General features: G+C 39.1%; 16 protein-coding genes and 1 other annotated feature. Of the genes, 5 read left to right on the forward strand and 11 right to left on the reverse strand.

Annotated features, from left to right (window positions below; translation table 11 throughout):
- Positions 1-215 precede the first annotated feature (215 nt).
- On the forward strand, positions 216-437 hold the full coding sequence (locus QNH20_RS20670) for a DeoR family transcriptional regulator (RefSeq protein ID WP_007086548.1): 222 nt from the start codon (positions 216-218) through the stop codon (positions 435-437).
- Between the two features lie 399 nt (positions 438-836).
- Entirely contained in the window at positions 837-2,192 is a 1,356-nt protein-coding gene (locus QNH20_RS20675) for an amino acid permease (RefSeq protein WP_283919842.1), read from the forward strand.
- A gap of 99 nt (positions 2,193-2,291) precedes the next feature.
- On the opposite strand, the gene QNH20_RS20680 is transcribed toward QNH20_RS20675, so the two are convergent.
- Entirely contained in the window at positions 2,292-2,624 is a 333-nt protein-coding gene (locus QNH20_RS20680) for an ArsR/SmtB family transcription factor (RefSeq protein WP_283919843.1), read from the reverse strand.
- Positions 2,625-3,047 (reverse strand): SRPBCC family protein, encoded by a 423-nt coding sequence (locus tag QNH20_RS20685; protein ID WP_283919844.1) that lies wholly within the window; start codon positions 3,045-3,047, stop codon positions 2,625-2,627. It lies immediately after the preceding gene.
- Between the two features lie 251 nt (positions 3,048-3,298).
- Here QNH20_RS20685 and QNH20_RS20690 point away from each other — a divergent pair, with 251 nt between their 5' ends.
- Entirely contained in the window at positions 3,299-4,045 is a 747-nt protein-coding gene (locus tag QNH20_RS20690; RefSeq protein WP_283919845.1) for an AAA family ATPase, read from the forward strand.
- 243 nt (positions 4,046-4,288) lie between these two features.
- Here QNH20_RS20690 and speD read toward each other — a convergent pair whose 3' ends face one another.
- On the reverse strand, positions 4,289-5,098 hold the full coding sequence (speD, locus tag QNH20_RS20695; protein ID WP_283919846.1) for an adenosylmethionine decarboxylase: 810 nt from the start codon (positions 5,096-5,098) through the stop codon (positions 4,289-4,291).
- 319 nt (positions 5,099-5,417) lie between these two features.
- Between speD and QNH20_RS20700 the strand changes: the two genes are divergently transcribed.
- Positions 5,418-5,852: a Dps family protein gene (locus QNH20_RS20700; protein ID WP_283919847.1), complete on the forward strand. Its 435-nt coding sequence runs from the start codon at positions 5,418-5,420 to the stop codon at positions 5,850-5,852.
- Between the two features lie 302 nt (positions 5,853-6,154).
- Here QNH20_RS20700 and QNH20_RS20705 read toward each other — a convergent pair whose 3' ends face one another.
- Positions 6,155-6,874, reverse strand: a complete 720-nt coding sequence (locus QNH20_RS20705; RefSeq protein ID WP_283919848.1) for a pseudouridine synthase — start codon at positions 6,872-6,874, stop codon at positions 6,155-6,157.
- Complete coding sequence (locus tag QNH20_RS20710) at positions 6,864-8,495, reverse strand: putative polysaccharide biosynthesis protein (protein WP_283919849.1); 1,632 nt, start codon at positions 8,493-8,495, stop codon at positions 6,864-6,866. The genes QNH20_RS20705 and QNH20_RS20710 overlap by 11 nt, the downstream gene beginning before the upstream one ends.
- 202 nt (positions 8,496-8,697) lie before the next feature.
- Between QNH20_RS20710 and QNH20_RS20715 the strand changes: the two genes are divergently transcribed.
- Entirely contained in the window at positions 8,698-9,966 is a 1,269-nt protein-coding gene (locus tag QNH20_RS20715) for a BaiN/RdsA family NAD(P)/FAD-dependent oxidoreductase (RefSeq protein ID WP_283919850.1), read from the forward strand.
- A gap of 7 nt (positions 9,967-9,973) precedes the next feature.
- Here the strand turns inward: QNH20_RS20715 and QNH20_RS20720 are convergent, their stop codons facing one another.
- The 6 genes from QNH20_RS20720 to QNH20_RS20745 all read right to left on the reverse strand — a co-directional run bounded on the left by QNH20_RS20720 (position 9,974) and on the right by QNH20_RS20745 (position 18,190).
- Entirely contained in the window at positions 9,974-10,159 is a 186-nt protein-coding gene (locus QNH20_RS20720; protein ID WP_283919851.1) for a sporulation protein Cse60, read from the reverse strand.
- A 140-nt stretch (positions 10,160-10,299) separates the two neighbouring features.
- Entirely contained in the window at positions 10,300-10,605 is a 306-nt protein-coding gene (locus QNH20_RS20725) for a rhodanese-like domain-containing protein (protein ID WP_283919852.1), read from the reverse strand.
- A 54-nt stretch (positions 10,606-10,659) separates the two neighbouring features.
- Positions 10,660-13,077 carry a leucine--tRNA ligase gene (leuS, locus tag QNH20_RS20730; protein ID WP_283919853.1) on the reverse strand — a complete coding sequence of 806 codons (2,418 nt, stop codon included), beginning with the start codon at positions 13,075-13,077 and terminating at the stop codon, positions 10,660-10,662.
- Positions 13,078-13,321: 244 nt separating this feature from the next.
- Positions 13,322-13,546: a binding site (T-box leader), on the reverse strand.
- 216 nt (positions 13,547-13,762) lie between these two features.
- Positions 13,763-15,556, reverse strand: a complete 1,794-nt coding sequence (gene cstA / locus QNH20_RS20735; protein ID WP_283919854.1) for a carbon starvation protein CstA — start codon at positions 15,554-15,556, stop codon at positions 13,763-13,765.
- A gap of 136 nt (positions 15,557-15,692) precedes the next feature.
- Positions 15,693-16,439 (reverse strand): LytR/AlgR family response regulator transcription factor, encoded by a 747-nt coding sequence (locus tag QNH20_RS20740; protein WP_283919855.1) that lies wholly within the window; start codon positions 16,437-16,439, stop codon positions 15,693-15,695.
- 5 nt (positions 16,440-16,444) lie between these two features.
- On the reverse strand, positions 16,445-18,190 hold the full coding sequence (locus QNH20_RS20745) for a LytS/YhcK type 5TM receptor domain-containing protein (RefSeq protein ID WP_349632685.1): 1,746 nt from the start codon (positions 18,188-18,190) through the stop codon (positions 16,445-16,447).
- Positions 18,191-18,234 lie beyond the last annotated feature (44 nt).

Below are 18,234 nucleotides of genomic sequence, written 5' to 3' on the forward strand. Positions count from 1 at the left end.
TATTTTGTAAACTTTAGTATTGTGGTAGAAATTTTCAGAAATTGTGGGTACAATAAAGTTAGATGTATGACATCTATGTACTCACTACATCGATCCAAAAAAAAGGAGATGGCTGCGCGGAAAAGAAACTACATATTCTTGAAGAGTATTCTTCAAAGAGGCTGTCGGTAGAGGGATTAAGCCATAGGTTTGAAAAAAGGATAGGGAGTGGTTCTTTGAAACCTTCAACTAACCGGATGTTAAACCGCATCAAATGTATCTACATGTTTATTCGCAATAACGGCACTGTCACGACTCAGGAACTTGTAGAGGAATTTGGTATCACTCCTCGCACCATACAACGAGATTTAAATGTCTTAGCCTATAATGACTTGGTTATAAGCCCAAGCCGCGGAAAATGGACGACTACACAGAAGAAAGTGAAGATGTCATCTTAGTACAAAAATTGAAGAGTTTTATGCATAAAGAAGCACGCGGTGGTCAACCTTCGCGTGCTTTTGTTTGTCAAAAATTACATTACCGCTTCTCATTTAATGGAGAAAAATTAATGATTTGGTTATACTCTTGTTCATTTATGATCCCAAGCTTTTTAAAAACATACGTATAAATATAAATTCTCCGTTTCATTCTAGGGGTAGCAATCACGAGTGAATCATCTCCTCTTTTAAAACAGTTTATTCGCCATCCCCAATAAAGTTTCCTTAAGGCAAAAAATATTTATATTAATTAAAAACTACTACTCTGATTGACACTTTTGAAAAATATGATATATTAGTATAAAAATACTTTAGTGCTTAAAAGCGTCTAAGTAAAAAAGAAAAGTAGGTTGAAACATCATGGAGAATAGTCATCAGGACTTAAAAAAAGGATTATTGCCAAGGCATGTCCAGTTTATGGCTTTGGCTGGTATGATTGGAACAGGAATTTTTAAAGGGAGCTCAGATACATTAAGTATTGCTGGACCTAGTGTGGTGATTGCTTATTTAATTGGGGGGCTTTTGCTTTTTATTATTATAGCGGCATTAGGAGAAATGGCACTTGCTTTTCCCAATATGAATGTTCAGCATCTCGTAAACAAAGCATTTGGATTTCAAGTTTCTTACCTTGTCGGATGGCTTTACTGGATCAATTGGACAATTGTAACCGTCGTTGAATTATTAGCGGCTGGAAGTTTTCTGCAATTTTGGCTTCCTTCGATCCCATTGTGGCTATTAAGTTTTCTCTGTGCGATTGTTATTGTAGGAATCAATTTATTTCAAGTGAAATTTTACGGGGAGCTTGAGTTTTGGTTTGCCAGCATTAAAATTATTGCCTTAGTTGCTTTTATTATCTTAGGATGTCTACTTCTTTTTGGTGTAATTCCTAGTAGCATAGAGGATCCATTGTCAAACTACACAGCACATGGCGGATTTTTCCCACACGGAATAAGTGGAACATTCAGTGCATTTTTAGTTGTCATGTTTTCTTACGGCGGAGCCGAATTAATCGGGATAGCTGTTACCGAAACAAAAGATGCTGAACGAGTTTTGCCGAAAATCATTAAAGGTGCCGTTTGGCGCGTTATCATTTTTTATATTTTTCCAATCCTTATCATTTGCGGCATCATGCCTTGGGACAAGGTCACAGGTGCAGACAGTCCGTTCGTCCAGGTGTTCAGTAGTGTTGGATTGCCTGGAACAGCACATATTATGAACTTTGTCCTTTTAACTGCAGTTCTATCGGCGGCAAATTCCGGAATTTATGCCACATCAAGAACATTGTATTCAATGGCTCAAAGTGGTGTTGCACCAAAGGGGTTAGCAAAAGTATCTAGTAAGGGTATTCCAATAACAGGGATTATGATTACGAGTGTTTGTATTTTAGCAGCTGTTTACTTAGCTTATATAACACCTAGCCAGGTCATCAGCTATCTCATGTCCATCCCGGGTTTTACTGTCATGATCCTTTGGATCAGTATTTGTGCCGCACAGTTAAAACTACGACCACTCTACAAAAATCAGCCTGCTTTTAAAGTAAAGTGGTTCCCATATACAACCATTTTTGCGATTATTTCCTTAAGTGTTATCTTTATTGGATTTATGTTTAATCCAAATAATGTAATTGGTTCATCTGTTTGTATTGTAATCCTTGGAATTCTCATTATTCTCTCCTTTATAAATAGAAAAACTAGAGTTAATGAAGTTACTGCTTAATCATAGAAGTTAATAGAGGCCAGCAATTTTTGCTGGCCTTTTATTATTGTAAGCCAAAAGCCAGGCGCTTAGCCTGGCTCAGGTAACTTTCCTTATGATTTAGATATCCTGCTTATCTGACTCTACAAAAAGTTTCAGTGCAGTCAGCTTATTTTCCCAAAATAGTTCAAAATACTGGAGCCAGTCTTTTAATTCATACAGTGGTTCCGGCTCGAGCTTGTACCGTGTTTCCCTGCCGACTTTCCGTTCCTTCACTAATCCTGCATCTGCCAAAACACGCAGGTGCTTTGACACGGAAGTCCGGCTCATTGGGAAGTGTCCACTAATAGCAGTAACAGGCATTTCTTCCTTGCTTAACAGTTTCAAGAGCTTTCGCCTTGTTGGATCAGCGATGGCTTGAAAGACATCATGCTTTACTGATGAAGCAGCCATTTAAGCCTCAACATATTCTTGTAATTTTTTCACAAGACCTGTCCAGCCCATATTCATGTTTTCGCGAATTGGCGTATGCGGAGCACCAAATTCTGTAACTTTATTTGCATCCCAGCCGCCATGAATAAGGGTAAATTCTGTTTTTCCATCAACTTCTTTTAATTCAAATGTAAGTGTCCAATCTTTTCCCCAATTGAATGAAAGGCTGTTAGGCGGGTCGACTTTTGTTACCTTACATGGAGACATCCCAAATTGGCCAGCATTTAGATGAAATTCATGACCTTCAACTGGCTCAAAATCATTTGGCATGAACCAAGCCGCTAATCCTTCCGAGGTTGCAACAGCGTTCCACACTTTCGAAATTGGTGCATTGTATACCAGGGTGTGTTTAATGTCTGGTAATGTTTGTGTTTGATTTTCCATTATGAATGCTCCTGTTAAAAGTTTTTTCGTAAAAACACGAAACCATTTGGTTTCACTTTAAAAATATATAACACCATTTGGTTTCATGTCAAGCATTAAAAAGGTGACTCTACATACTAAGTAAAGTCACCGTAAACATAGCTTTTCATTCAAAAGATTTGTTTATTGGCCGCTAGATAACAGTGCTTGAGCAATTCCGACAAAGTTCATGTTACAATTATTTAAAATCAGAAAAATGAGAGGCCGTTATAATGTTATCCACTCAATATATAAGAAGTATCCAGATCAAGAGAGATGAAGTCCCTTCTTTTAATAAATATCCCTTTAACCTACCCAGTTTAAAGACATTAGACGAACTATCTTTTCATCCTAGTGTAACCTTTCTCATTGGAGAAAATGGTATGGGTAAATCCACCTTGCTTGAAGCTATCGCGGTTGCATTAGGATTTAACCCAGAAGGCGGGTCCTTTAATTTCAATTTTTCAACCTATGATTCGCATTCTCCTCTTGGAGACTATCTCAAAGTAATCAAAGGGATTGATAAACCAAAGGATGGATTTTTCTTACGGGCTGAAAGCTTTTATAATGTTGCTTCAAGCATTGAGGAAATGGACAGGGAAGGAAGGGGTCGTAGAGTAATTGATTCATTCGGTGGTGTATCCCTGCATGAACAGTCACATGGAGAGGCTTTCTTTGCTACGTTTCTTCATCGCTTTGGTGGAAGCGGAATATATATTTTAGATGAACCTGAAGCCGCCCTTTCACCACTACGGCAAATGTCGATGCTAACAAGGATTCATGACTTGGTTAACGAAAATTCCCAATTTATTATCGCTACCCATTCACCTATCATCATGGCATATCCAGAAGCAAAAATTTTTGAATTTAGCGAAGAGGGAATAATAGAAAGCATACTTGAAGAAACGAATCATTACCGAATTATGAAACAATTTTTTGATGATAAAAATAGAATGCTGCATCATTTGTTGAATCATTAAAATATTTATTAATTGTTTGATTTCTCTATTTCTTGAAGTGTTCGGTCACGTATTCCATTCTACGTGACCGTTTTTTGGTTCTTATCCTGTTTCGGTAACGTAGACTCTTTCTACGTTACCGTTTTCTTGCTACTGAACCTGTTTCGGTTAGATAGAAGCCCTTTACGGAACCGAATTCTCGATTCTGACTATTATTCGGTCCCGAAGCCACTTTATTAATAAGGCCTAACTTAGTCATGTGTTCTAAGAAACAATATTTTTCCCATAAAAGATTTCATCCATCTCGATCTTTAATCTCTCTGTAATCTCTATATGTTCATCGGGAGTCAGCTTATCTTTTGTATAACCAAACAAATAATTATTTAAATCAAATTCGCGCAGCTTACATTTTGTGTGGAAGATATGCTCCTGATAAACATTGACATCTATCATATCGAATAATTCCCCCACATCTTCAGGTATGTAATTCTGAATCGAGTTGATTTCGTGGTCAATAAATAGCTTGTGGCCCGTTTTATCCCTTGTAAAACCGCGAACACGGTAATCAATCGTCATCACATCGGTTTCAAACGAACGAATTAAATAGTGAAGTGCCTTCAGTGGTGAAATTTCTCCGCAGGTTGAGACATCAATATCCGCTCGGAATGTACTGATTCCTTCATCGGGGTGAAATTCCGGGTATGTATGAACGGTTATATGACTCTTATCTAGCTGCATCACTACCGATTCAGGAAGCGGTCCCGGAGATTCCTCAAATGATTCTGACGGTGCATTTGCAACCGGCCCCTCTGATACCAACAGCGTCACGCTTGCCCCCGCTGGTTCAAAGTCCTGGCTGGCCACATTTAATACATGCGCACCAATGATATCTGAGACATGTCGTAAAATTTTTTGCAGTCTGTCTGCACTGTATTGTTCATCAATATATTTCAAGTAGGCTTCCCGCTCATCCTTTGTCTTTGTAAAACAAATATCATACATATTAAAGCTTAACGACTTGGTCAGGTTATTAAAGCCGTGTAACTCAATCGCCTGCTCATGTGTAAGTTTCATGATTCGTTCCCCCTTCATATCCTAAACCTATTTAAGCTTTATAGTACCCATTGTGATAATTGGTTACTTATTTTTTCAAAAAGAATACTCAAAAATATCCAAAGGCCTCGGTTTATTCTGAGAGTGGAGGAAGCATTTATACACCGCTTCTATTTTGAACCAGGTATTAATTTAGACACCTTGTTGAATCAAAAATAGGCACCATTCAAACATAGAATAATGAGTTTTATCGCCTTGTTTATAATTATTATAATTTAATATTTACTTTAAAATAATATATGTTATAATTAATATAGATAGAAAATAGGAGGAATGCTAAATGAACATTGAAAGAGCACTTAACCATCAAATTGCAAACTGGAACGTATTATATACAAAATTACATCATTTTCACTGGTATGTGAAAGGACCACACTTCTTTACCTTACATGCTAAATTTGAGGAACTATACGAGGAAGCAGCAGCAACAATTGATGAATTTGCAGAACAATTACTAGCAATTGGCGGCAGCCCCATTTCAACTTTAAAAGAGTCACTTCAACTTGCTTCGATTGAAGAAACGAATGAAAAATTAACGGCAGAAGAAATGGTTCAGACAGTTGTTAATGACTTTTCTTTAATCATTGATGAATTAAAAGCTGGAATGGAAATAGCGGAACAAAATAATGACGAAGTAACTAGCGATATGTTCCTTGGCTTAATTGGCAAACTTACTAAACATAATTGGATGTTGAAATCCTTCTTACAGGCATAATAATTGCAACCGCTCGTTAATGGACAAGGCTTCATGCATTGTCCTTTTTTATTTATATTAATTAGCAGCCGCATCCCTAGAAAATGCAGATTCACCGCTAGACCCTTGAACTTTTCTCAAAGGAGCCTGAAATTCGCTGATAGAACTCAATAATTCGTCGATAGACTTCTATTCTAGCTAGGTAGTAGGAAAAAATTTTAAAAAAGAGGTATTAAATAGGAGTCTAACAAGGGGGGTAAACACAAAAATGGCTTAAAAAACATGAAAAGCAGCTAAAATTAGCTGCTTTTTCAAAAATTCCTCTATTTCACTTGATACTCTCTCAATAATTCAACTTCTTCGTCTGTTAATTCCCGGTATTCACCAAGCTCGAGTGTTTCATCTAATGCAAGAGGTCCCATCGAGATCCGCTGAAGGTATACAACCCTTTTCCCAACGGCTTGGAACATTCTTTTTACTTGATGGAATTTGCCTTCCGTGATGGTTAGCTCAATATCGGAACGGATACCAGATTTTAAGATTTTCAATTCGCCTGGCTTTGTTTCGTAACCGTCGTCCAAGGTCACCCCTCGACTAAAGGCATCAATATCCGCTTCTGTTACTTCCCCATCAATTACAGCAAAATAGGTCTTAGGCACATGCTTTTTAGGAGAAAGCAAACGATGAGCCAATTGTCCGTCATTGGTGATAAGCAGTAATCCCTCTGTATCCTTATCTAGCCTGCCGACCGGGAAAGGCTCATACACTAGGTCCTCTAGCTCCAATAAATCAATCACCGTTTCGCAAGCACTATCTTCAGTCGCAGACAGCACTCCTTGCGGCTTGTTCATCATTAGATAAATAAATTCCCTGTATTCAATCACTTCGCCATTTAAGGTAACGGATTGTTTAGCAATATCGACGTGCTGCTTAGCATCCTTGACCACAACATCGTCTATTTTAACAGCTCCATTTTTCAGCAGCTGCTTAACTTCCTTGCGGCTGCCGTAGCCGAGATTGGCTAGCATCTTATCAATTCTCAATACTTCCACCCCTTTTTGGCAGCTTTAGTTTTGTCAATAAACGATCAATTTTATCTCCGAATAAGCGAGTGGTAAGTCCTGATTTTAAGCCAAAATAAAAATATATTCCAGCACCGACTAGAGCACATATTAAAATAATCAAAACAGATTGAATCTTTGATGCAGGTGAAAGGAATAACAATAATATTTTATACATTATTTCTGTGCCTACCCACATTAATCCCGCAAAAATGATAATCAGCAGGCTCCTCCTCCAAACTAGTCGGAATGGATAGCGTGCGTATGCTTTAATTACGATCAAATTGATGAGAATTGCTGCAGTATATCCAAGTGCTGTCGCTAAAACAGCCCCTCTTGTTTCCATCAGTTTAATTAACGGAATATTAAGGGACAATTTTATTAACAAGCCAACAAGTAAACTTAACACCGTAAATCGCTGTTCATTGATTCCTTGTAATATTGCTGCGGTGACAGAATATAAGGAAAAGAGAATGGCAACAGGTGCGTATGCTCTTAACACTTCAGTACCTATTAAATCATGTTGATAAAACACCGTATAAACAGGTTCTGCCAATAATGAAAGACCTATGGAAGCAGGTAAAGTTAAAAATAGCAGCACCTGAAATGTCTGATTTAACTGATGGTTTAGGCTTGCTCTTTCCCCTTCAACGAAGGCCTTCGTAATACTTGGTACGAGTGTTAGTGAAAAGGCCGTTGCTAGTGATACAGGAATAATTACTATCTTATGGGATTCAAAATTCAAAATAGAAAAGAAGGATTCCGCAAATTCCTTTTTCCCAATAGCTTCCATGGCCTGCTTAAAGGTAAATTGATCAATCGCCTGAAATAAAGGGTTGGCAATCCCTACTAATACAAACGGAAAGGCATAAATGATGATTTCCTTATAAATTTCCTTAAGCGAAATATCAATTGTCCCTTTATCATGTGTAAGTAGTTCGTCTAAATAAGGTTTTCTTTTGTACCAATACCAGAATAAAACAATGAGGCCGCCAATTGCGCCAATAAAGGCAGCAAACGTAGCCACACTAACGGCTGTTACCATCGTTCCATGAAAAATATGTAAGACAGCAAAAGCACCTAAAAGGGTAAAGGCAATCCTTACGATTTGTTCTACTACCTGTGAGAGTGCGGACGGACCCATTGATTGGTGCCCTTGAAAGAATCCTCTAATGAGACTCATAAACGGAACAACAATCAACGCAAAGCTGACAGCCCGCATAACAGTCGTGACATTATCTAAATTTGCCTTTTCATCGCCTACACTCATTTCAGCTAATGTAGGTGCAGCGAGATACATTACTAAAAAGGCCATAATCCCTGTTAGCAGCATGATCACTAAACCCGATTTAAACAGTTTCCTGCCAACTGCATATTCCTCAAGGGCGTTATATTTTGAAATAAATTTTGAAACAGCTAGCGGTACACCGGCTGTTGCGATACTTATAAAAATGGTATAGGGAACATAGGAATATTGATAAAGGGTTGTCCCTTCCCTACCGACAATTTGAAAGAATGGAATAACGTAAATTAAACCAATCACCTTTGAGAAGATGGTTCCGAATGTTAATATAAATGTTCCTCTTAAAAGCTTAGATTGCATAAAATCCCTTCCTACCCGAAGAAATACGTGCGCAGCTTCAAAAAATTCGACTTTTTTTGCACACTATTAGTAGTTTACAACTTCTTTCTCTTGGACGCTACTCACAACCAATTAATTTTTATCAAGAAACCTGCAGTTTTCGTTTTATTTTCACAAGAATTGTTTATAATGAAGTGACGATTAATATAAAGTTGGTGGAAATATGGAATATGATATTATCGTAATCGGCGGCGGCCCATCAGGATTAATGGCAGCAATTGCTGCAGGTGAAAAAGGTGCAAAGGTACTGTTAATTGATAAAGGGGACAAGCTTGGCCGAAAGCTAGCGATTTCCGGCGGCGGACGTTGTAATGTGACAAATCGCCTGCCTGTCGAAGAAATAATTAAGCACTTGCCCGGGAATGGGAGGTTTTTATATAGTGCTTTTTCTATCTTTAGTAATGAAGATATTATTACGTTTTTTGAAAAACTGGGAGTTGCTTTAAAGGAAGAGGATCACGGAAGGATGTTCCCAGTTTCAAATAAAGCTCAATCAGTTGTTGATGCACTTTTAGAACAATTGGAAAAGCTAAAAGTAAAGATCTTTAAAAATTGTCCTGTTGCTGATGTCATCTATGAAAATGGACATGTTTCAGCTGTTATGTTAAAGGATGGACAAAAAATTGGCGCAAAGTCGATTGTGATTGCCGTTGGCGGAAAGTCTGTTCCCCATACAGGTTCGACCGGGGATGGCTATGCCTGGGCGGAAAATGCTGGACACACGATTACGGAGCTGTTCCCAACCGAAGTGCCCGTTACATCCAGTGAACCGTTTATTAAAAGTAAAACGCTGCAAGGACTCTCATTAAGAGACATTAATTTAACTGTATTAAATCCAAAAGGCAAGGCAATTATCTCTCATCGAATGGATATGCTGTTTACCCATTTTGGCATCAGCGGGCCTGCGGTTCTTCGCTGCAGCCAGTTTGTTGTGAAAGCGATGAAAAAATGGAATCTTAAAGAAGTAACAATGATCCTCGATGTCCTGCCAGATCAAAAGGAAGAAGAGATTTTTCAAAGAATCGGCAAACTTGTAAAAAGTGAGCCTAAGAAAAGTATTAAAAACACTTTAAAAGGACTAGTTCCTGAACGGTATCTACTATTCCTAATAGAACAAAATGGTATCGATCCATCTGAACAGGGCGGCACCATTTCTAATGAAAAAATTCGCAGTTTTGCAAAAAGCTGCAAGCAATTCCCAATCAAAGTAAATGGTACTCTTCCGCTCGAAAAAGCGTTTGTGACTGGCGGAGGCGTGTCAGTGAAAGAAATCGAACCGCAAACGATGGGTTCAAAATTAATGAATGGCTTATATTTTTGTGGTGAAATTCTAGATGTTCATGGTTACACTGGCGGATATAATATAACCTCTGCCCTTGTGACGGGGAGACTTGCAGGGTCTAATGCTGCCTTGTCTGCAAAAAAGGCCTGATGTAAAATCAGGCCTTGTAAATAATCATCGCCGAAAAACAATAAATCTGTTCTTCCTCTTCCTCCTCGGTCATCGCTGCTACATTATATTTAATATCTAGCAGACTCTTTTCATCTATTCCTCTTAAAAACCGATTCATTTCCTTTTCCAAGTCTTTCTCATGTTCTCTGTCAAATAGCTTAACCTGTATCATAGGAATCTCTCCCTCTCTTTTTACTACCATTATTTACAACTTTTCTGAATTTTAAAAATAGGGAAGTTAAGATTATTTTTCGATTGAACTTGTAAGCTAAACAAAGAGCAGAGAAAAACCGATTCCACATTTGGAATCGGTTATTTCGTTCCTCCAGTCCAGTTCATCATGCCGCCAACCATGTTACGGACTTTATAGCCCTGATCTTGAAGGTAATAACAGACATTTGCACTGCGGCCTCCTGAACGGCAGATAAAAATGTATTCTTTTTCCTTGTCAAAGTAGTCAAGATTAGCAGGAATGTCGCCCATTCGAATATGCTTTGCCTCTTGAATCATCCCTGATGCTACCTCTTCATTTTCCCTTACATCAACAAGCTCAAGTTTTACCCCTTCCTCAAGCTTCTTTTGTACCTCTTCTGGTGTAATAATTTGAATCTCTTCCATCCCAATCATCCCTTCAGAAAAACATCCCCCCAAACAGGAGGATGTTCTTTTATATTAATTAGCTACGATATTAACTAATTTACCCGGTACTGTGATGACTTTACGAATCGTTTTTCCTTCGATTTGTTCCTTCACACGGTCATCATCCATCGCGATTCCTTCCAATGCTTCTTTGCTGACATTAGTCGGTACCATTAACTTAGTCTTTACCTTACCGTTTACTTGAATCACAATTTCGACTTCCTCATCGACTAATTTTGCTTCATCATATGCAGGCCATGCCTCATAGGAAATCGTGCCGCTGTGTCCTAGCTTTTCCCAAAGCTCTTCAGCGATATGTGGACTAACAGGTGCAAGCATTTTAACGAATCCTTCAACATAATCCTTAGGTAGGACTGTTGCTTTATAGGCTTCATTAATGAAGACCATCATTTGTGATATAGCAGTGTTAAATCTCAATCCTTCATAATCCTCGGTAACCTTTTTCACAGTTTGATGGTAGACCTTTTCCAAATTCGATGCTTCTTCATTTGGCTGGATTTTCGGATTTAATTCACCATTTTCCTCAACAAATAATCGCCAGATTCGATCAAGGAAGCGACGGGAACCGTCCAAACCATTTGTCGACCAAGCAATAGAGGCATCAAGAGGGCCCATAAACATTTCATACAAGCGAAGCGTATCGGCACCATGACTCTCGATTATATCATCAGGATTGACGACATTTCCTTTTGATTTACTCATTTTCTCATTGCCTTCACCTAAAATCATTCCTTGGTTAAATAACTTTTGGAATGGCTCTTTTGTTGGAACTACACCGATATCATACAAAAATTTATGCCAGAAACGGGCATATAGCAAGTGAAGCACGGCATGCTCGGCACCGCCAATGTAAATATCAACAGGTAGCCAGTGATTTAATTTTTCAGCAGAAGCCAGTGCTTCGCTGTTTTTTGGATCAATATAACGTAAATAGTACCAGCAGCTGCCTGCCCATTGCGGCATTGTATTCGTTTCGCGGCGGCCTTTTTTGCCTGTTTCCGGATCAACGACGTTTACCCAATCAGCAATATTGGCAAGTGGCGATTCGCCTGTTCCAGATGGTTTAATATCCTCCGTTTTTGGTAATGTCAATGGTAGCTGATCTTCCGGTACAGCTGTCATCGTATCATCTTCCCAATGGATAATTGGAATCGGCTCACCCCAGTAACGCTGGCGGCTGAATAACCAATCACGTAACCGGAACGTTACTTTCTTGGTTCCAATCCCTTTTTCCTCTAACCAGGAAATCATTTTTGAAATCGCATCTTCTTTATTTAATCCATTTAAGAAATCGGAATTGATGTGTTCGCCATCACCGGTAAAGGCTTCTTTTTCCACATTGCCGCCCGCAACAACTGGCTTAATAGTCAGCCCGAATTCTTTCGCAAATTCATAATCGCGTTCATCGTGAGCAGGAACGGCCATAATCGCACCAGTTCCGTAGCTTACTAATACATAATCAGCAATCCAGATTGGCATTTTTTCGCCATTTGCCGGATTTATGGCATACGCACCAGTAAATACACCTGTTTTTTCTTTTGCTAGATCAGTACGCTCAAGATCGCTTTTCGTTTTAACTTTATCTAAATATGCAGCAACGGCTTCGCGCTGTTCAGCTGTTGTAATTTTATCAACAAATGCATGTTCAGGAGCCAATACTGCATAGGTTGCACCGAATAATGTATCAGGACGGGTTGTGAAAACGATGAAGGATTCATCATGGCCATCAATTTTGAAGGTTACTTCTGCCCCTTCAGAGCGGCCAATCCAGTTTCGCTGCATTTCTTTCAAGCTTTCCGGCCAGTCAAGCTCCTCTAAATCTTCAAGCAAACGGTCACCATAGGCAGTAATTTTTAACATCCATTGCTTCATCGGACGGCGCTCAACCGGATGGCCGCCTCGTTCACTTTTACCGTCAATAACTTCTTCGTTTGCCAAAACGGTTCCAAGTGCCGGGCACCAGTTTACTGCTACCTCATCAATATAGGCAAGTCCCTTTTCCCACAGCTTTAAGAAAATCCACTGAGTCCATTTATAGTATTCAGGATCTGTCGTGTTAACTTCACGATCCCAATCATACGAGAAACCTAGTGATTTAATTTGTCTGCGGAAGGTGTTGATATTTTGCTCGGTAAATTCTGCCGGGTCGTTACCAGTATCTAATGCGTACTGTTCCGCTGGCAGTCCGAATGCATCCCAGCCCATGGGGTGAAGCACGTTATATCCCTGCATCCGCTTTAAACGTGAAAGGATATCGGTTGCCGTATATCCTTCAGGGTGTCCAACGTGAAGACCTGCCCCTGATGGATATGGGAACATATCTAATGCATAGAATTTTCGTTTATCATATTCTTCACTTGTTTTGAATGTTTTTTCTGTTTCCCATTTCTTTTGCCATTTTTTTTCGATTTGTTGATGGTCAAAACTCATATCGTTTTCCTCCTATAAAAATATAAAAGCGGAAGCGCCTTGTTCAGCCCTGATATAGGGAGACTTAGACGATTGAAAATCGGCTAAGTCTCCCTTAATGCGTGCAGAAAGCGTTAGCTTTCTGTAGCCAAGCAAATGTTCTAAACCATTTGAAGCCGGCACTTTGACTTCATATGGTTCAGGTTATTTCACCTCGAAGGGCATGGCGCTGCAGCTAGATAAAATAAAAAAACCTCTCATCCCAAAAAGGGACGAGAGGATTGTATGTATCTTCCCGCGGTACCACCCACATTAGTGCTGCCTGCACTCGCTTCATTCATCCTTAACGCGGAAAACGGCAAACATTACTTAATCTTTCACGTTTGCAACTCAAAAGGCGAGTTCATGATGTACCCGGTTGACTTCCACCAGCCGTCAACTCTCTATGTTACAGGTATTAATCACTACTACTCCTGATCACTGTTTTTTTAATATAAAGTATTACGGTAATTGTATTAAATTTTCTACCACTATGCAAGCAAACATTTGCCTAAATTCAGGATAGACGGTTTATCCCGCATTTAAACGCATTACCATTAACATTTTCATTCATTTATATATTACCAGGAAAGCAATTTCGATGTCTGAATGAAAAAGCAGATGGCTTAAAAGTTTTTTTCTTCTGAAGCCACCTGCTTACATTAATTTATGCAGCTTTTGTTCCCAATTGGAAACGTGGAGAATTCCACATCGTTGTCCATTTCTTAATTGCTGCCACCAATATGATGATACCGAGTACTAACATAATAATTGATAAGACACCATTCAATACACTGTAACCGGCAGCTGCTTGATTGAGGTAAACATTCTTCACCATCCAATAGCCTGCATAGTTAACGGTAACAAATAAATAGGAAAGTGGCACTAAACAGGTTAGCATGTACCAGCGTTTGTCGGCAATTTTTAGTATAACAGTTGCACCGACGATGAGACCGATAGATGCCATCAATTGGTTGGATACGCCAAATAGTGCCCAAACAGATCCGATATCGCCTGAGAAGAGTAAATAGCCCCACATAAAGCAAGCTAAAGCACTTGCAAAAATCGATCCTGGAAGCCAATCTGTCTTTTTCAATGGTTTATAGAACTCACCAAAGAAATCTTGAATCAAATAGCGGGCTACACGTGTTCCAGAATCAATCGCTGTTAAAATAAAAACCGCTTCAAACATAATTACAAACTGAAAGAAGTAAGACGATAATTTCGCAAACCAGGGAATTTCGGTGAAAACATAGGTCATCCCTACAGCTAAAGTCACAGCACCGCCTGTTCTTCCTTCAAGGTCAATCCCAATTTCCTTCGCTAGCTTTGGTAATTGATCCACATGCATTCCCAATGTTTTGAATACTTCTGGTGTTGAGTTAATCGCAAAATAGTCCGCAGGATGTAGCGCTGTTGCAGCAATTAACGCCATAATTCCTACGACACACTCTACTAACATCGCGCCAAATCCAACAACCTTGATATCTGACCATCGATCCAACATTTTAGGTGTTGTCCCTGAACCGACAAATGCATGGAAACCAGAAATGGCACCGCAAGCAATGGTAATTGAGATAAATGGCCAAACAGGTCCTCCAATAACTGGACCGCCACCTTGCGTAAATTTAGTAAAAGCCGGCATCTGAATCGTTGGATTAATAATGAAAACCCCAATGATCAGTGCAATAAAAACACCAATCTTCATAAAACTGCTTAAGTAATCTCGCGGGGCAAGCAAGAGCCATATAGGCAATGCCGCAGCAAAGAAAGCATAAATTGGTAGAATTATAGCCAATGTCTTTGTATCTAACGTAAGCCAATCACCCAAGATTGTATTCTGTATCGATGGACCAACAAACACTCCAACCATGACAAGAATAAACCCAATGGTTGATGTCAATTTTAGATTGCCTGTTTTTTTATAAAAAATTCCTACCCCCATTGCAATCGGTATCGTAATTCCTACAGAAAACGTACCCCATGGGTTGTTTTCGAGTGCATGGAGAACAACCATGGAAAGCCCGGCCATTGTAATAGTTATAATGAATAGCATGGCAAGTCCAGTACAAAAACCTGCGACGGGACCTAATTCGTCTTTTGCTACTTCAGATAAAGATTTTCCCTTTTTTCGCATAGATGCATAAAGGACAACAGCATCATGAACTGCTCCACCAATAACAGCACCAATCAATAGCCAGAGTAAACCTGGCAAATAGCCGAATTGTGCTGCCAGAATTGGACCAACAAGCGGGCCTGCAGCAGCGATAGCCGCAAAGTGATGTCCGAAAGTAACCCATTTATTGGTTGGAACATAGTCCTTTCCATCATTTAATTCGTGTGCAGGTGTCGGCTTTGAATCATCTAATTTTAATACTTTTACCGCCATAAATGTCCCATATAAACGATAAGCAATCATTAAAATACAAATAGAGCCAATTACAATAGAAACCGCATTCATTTTATTACCTCCCTTTTCATTTCTTACTTATCTCTATCATAATAAATGAAAACGGAACCATTGAATTTTCAGACTAAAATGCAAAAATCAGGAGTTGAAAAACATGAATAATCGCTTGAAATACAAAAACAACTGCTTAAAAATCAAGCAGTTGTTTTAAATCTTTTGTATAGGTTCTACTTACTGGAACCTTTTCACCATCCTTCATAATCAAATTATAGGTTGAATTAAACCATGGCTCAATCTCAACGATCGCATCAATACTAACTAAATACGCCCGATGAACGCGAATGATTGGAGTATGCTGGAGCTTCCGTTCAAATGTAACCAATGAATCGCTTAACCAATACTTTTGTTTTTCCGTGGCAATCATCGTTTTTCCCTCTTGAGTAGCAACATAGAGGATTTCGTTTATATTCACGAGAACTATTTTTTCATCAACAGAAACAGCTAGTTTTTCAGTTCGCTCGTTTGCGTAAGATTGCTGCCTTGATGGTAGCGATATTTTTTGTTTTTTATTACCGGCTAGCTTGTAAAGCTTTTCAATTGTTTGCTGCACCCGTTTTTCATCAAAAGGTTTTAAAATATAATCAGCAGCATTTAGCTCAAAAGCCTTAAGAGCATATTCATCATATGCAGTTGCAAATACGATCAGTGGAGGGTATTCCAATTGATTCATTCTATTTGCAATTTCGATCCCACTTTCATCGGCTAGCTGAATATCTAAAAAAATCACATCAATATCAAGAACTACCATTTTTTCTAATGCAGCTTCGACATTATCAGCCTCTCCTGCAATTTCCACCTGTTTGCTGCGCTTAAGTAGATAAGAAAGCTCATCCCTCGCAAGCGGTTCGTCATCCACAATAAATACCTTTAACACTATCTTCACTCCATTTGCCCGGTTAACGGCAGTTTAATCGTTACTCTCGTTCCGTTATCTAGTTTGCTTTCAATATGAAACGAAGCATTCTGGCCATAAATTTCTTCAATTCGCTTCTTAATATTCCATAGGGCTGTCCCTGTTCCCTCAGTTGAATCGACTGTTTGATTTCCTAGTGTTTCAAGCAGTTCCGGCGCAATCCCTTTTCCATCATCTTCAGTGTGCAACACCATTTTCTTATCTTCTTTGAAGGCACGAACCTTAACCATTCCCGTTTTTGCTTTTGGAAAAGCATAACGAATTGCATTTTCCACCAGTGGCTGCAGGGTAAACGGTGGAATCAACACTTTTTCTAAAGATGGATCAATCTCTAAATCTACTTTATAACGGTCAGGGAATCTTGCCTGCTCGATCGTCAAATAGGCTTCGACATGCTCAAGCTCTTTCTCAAGCGGAATTAACATTTGCCGCGCTCCTTGAAGATTGCTGCGAAAGAAGATACTTAACTGAATTAATAGCTTTCTCGCTTGATCGGCATCAATTCGCACTAAGCTGGAAATTGTATTAATCGCATTAAACAAAAAATGAGGATGCACTTGGGCTTGCAGAGCCTTTATCTCTGCATCCTTTAATAATCTTCTTTGCATTTCCAGCTCTGCCATTTCGAGCTGGCCAGAGATTAATTTCCTTAAGCCTTCCGCAAGTTCCAGCTCCACAAGATTTAGTTTACTAGAGTCGGTAAAATAAAGTTTTAATGTACCAACCGTTTTATCATGAACTTTGAGAGGTAAAACAATGGCAGCTTCTAACGGACATTTTGGATTAACACATTGTATTTCATTTGCTGTTTTTGCAATAATATTACGTCCTTGTTCCAATACTTTTTTCGTTAATTCTGTTGCCATGGTTCCGGATGGAAAATGGTGATCCGCTCCTGCGCCAACATGCGCTAATACTTGATGCTGATTCGTGATAGAAATGGCATCTGCATTTGTCCATGTTAGAATAATTTCTGCTGCCTTTGTACACGAATCAATATTCAAGCCTTGCCGAAAAAATGGCAGCGTCTGATTGGCGATGGACATCGCTTTATGCGTTTGCAACGCCCTCGTTCGTTCTTGCTGCTGAAAAATATCCTGAATGATTAACAAAAATAGCAATGTTCCAAAACCATTAATCGCAATCATTGGGAATGCGATAATTTCAACAAGATGGAGTGCTTCATCAAAAGGTTTTGCCAGTATTAGGATAATCCCCATCTGAAAGCATTCCATCAAAATTCCTATTACGACAGCCTTCAACGGCGAGCTGCTTTCTTGAATTTTAAAGCGCTTACCTAAAAAACCAGTAACGATTCCAGCAAAAATAGTTGATACAGAGCATGCTACTGCTGTAAAACCGCCTAGAGACAGCCTGTGTAATCCAGCAATGAGCCCAACTCCAATTCCTACAAATGGTCCGCCAAGCAATCCGCCAATCGCTACACCCATAATTCTTGTATTGGCAATGGCACCCGTATTATCGACATTTGTCAGCCAATCCTTAGACGTTATCATTCCATGTCCAATTTCCACACCCGTGTAATTACTAATAACGCCAAAAGCTCCAAAAATAACAATAATTGTTGCTTTGACAGCGATACCATGTTCATGATAAATAACCTGACGAAATGATTTCATCCTCGAAAGAATAAATGCAATTATAAGTAGGATACCGACACGTTCAAGCATAAGAGGTAATAAAGCAAGCAAGGTATCTCCTTCTTTCCTTTTCTATAATACAAATAACCATTTGT

This window comes from Neobacillus sp. WH10, assembly GCF_030123405.1.
Classification (GTDB): domain Bacteria; phylum Bacillota; class Bacilli; order Bacillales; family Cytobacillaceae; genus Neobacillus.

Bases quoted from the DNA above. Each gene is read 5' to 3' on its own strand.
- speD (WP_283919846.1), bottom strand. From the start codon at position 5,098: ATGAAACTTACACATGAGCAGGCGATTGAGTTACACGGCTTTAATAAC.
- QNH20_RS20690 (WP_283919845.1), top strand. From the start codon at position 3,299: ATGTTATCCACTCAATATATAAGAAGTATCCAGATCAAGAGAGATGAA.
- QNH20_RS20675 (WP_283919842.1), top strand. From the start codon at position 837: ATGGAGAATAGTCATCAGGACTTAAAAAAAGGATTATTGCCAAGGCAT.
- leuS (WP_283919853.1), bottom strand. From the start codon at position 13,077: ATGAGTTTTGACCATCAACAAATCGAAAAAAAATGGCAAAAGAAATGG.
- QNH20_RS20715 (WP_283919850.1), top strand. From the start codon at position 8,698: ATGGAATATGATATTATCGTAATCGGCGGCGGCCCATCAGGATTAATG.
- QNH20_RS20680 (WP_283919843.1), bottom strand. From the start codon at position 2,624: ATGGCTGCTTCATCAGTAAAGCATGATGTCTTTCAAGCCATCGCTGAT.
- QNH20_RS20720 (WP_283919851.1), bottom strand. From the start codon at position 10,159: ATGATACAGGTTAAGCTATTTGACAGAGAACATGAGAAAGACTTGGAA.
- QNH20_RS20700 (WP_283919847.1), top strand. From the start codon at position 5,418: ATGAACATTGAAAGAGCACTTAACCATCAAATTGCAAACTGGAACGTA.
- cstA (WP_283919854.1), bottom strand. From the start codon at position 15,556: ATGAATGCGGTTTCTATTGTAATTGGCTCTATTTGTATTTTAATGATT.
- QNH20_RS20685 (WP_283919844.1), bottom strand. From the start codon at position 3,047: ATGGAAAATCAAACACAAACATTACCAGACATTAAACACACCCTGGTA.
- QNH20_RS20710 (WP_283919849.1), bottom strand. From the start codon at position 8,495: ATGCAATCTAAGCTTTTAAGAGGAACATTTATATTAACATTCGGAACC.
- QNH20_RS20725 (WP_283919852.1), bottom strand. From the start codon at position 10,605: ATGGAAGAGATTCAAATTATTACACCAGAAGAGGTACAAAAGAAGCTT.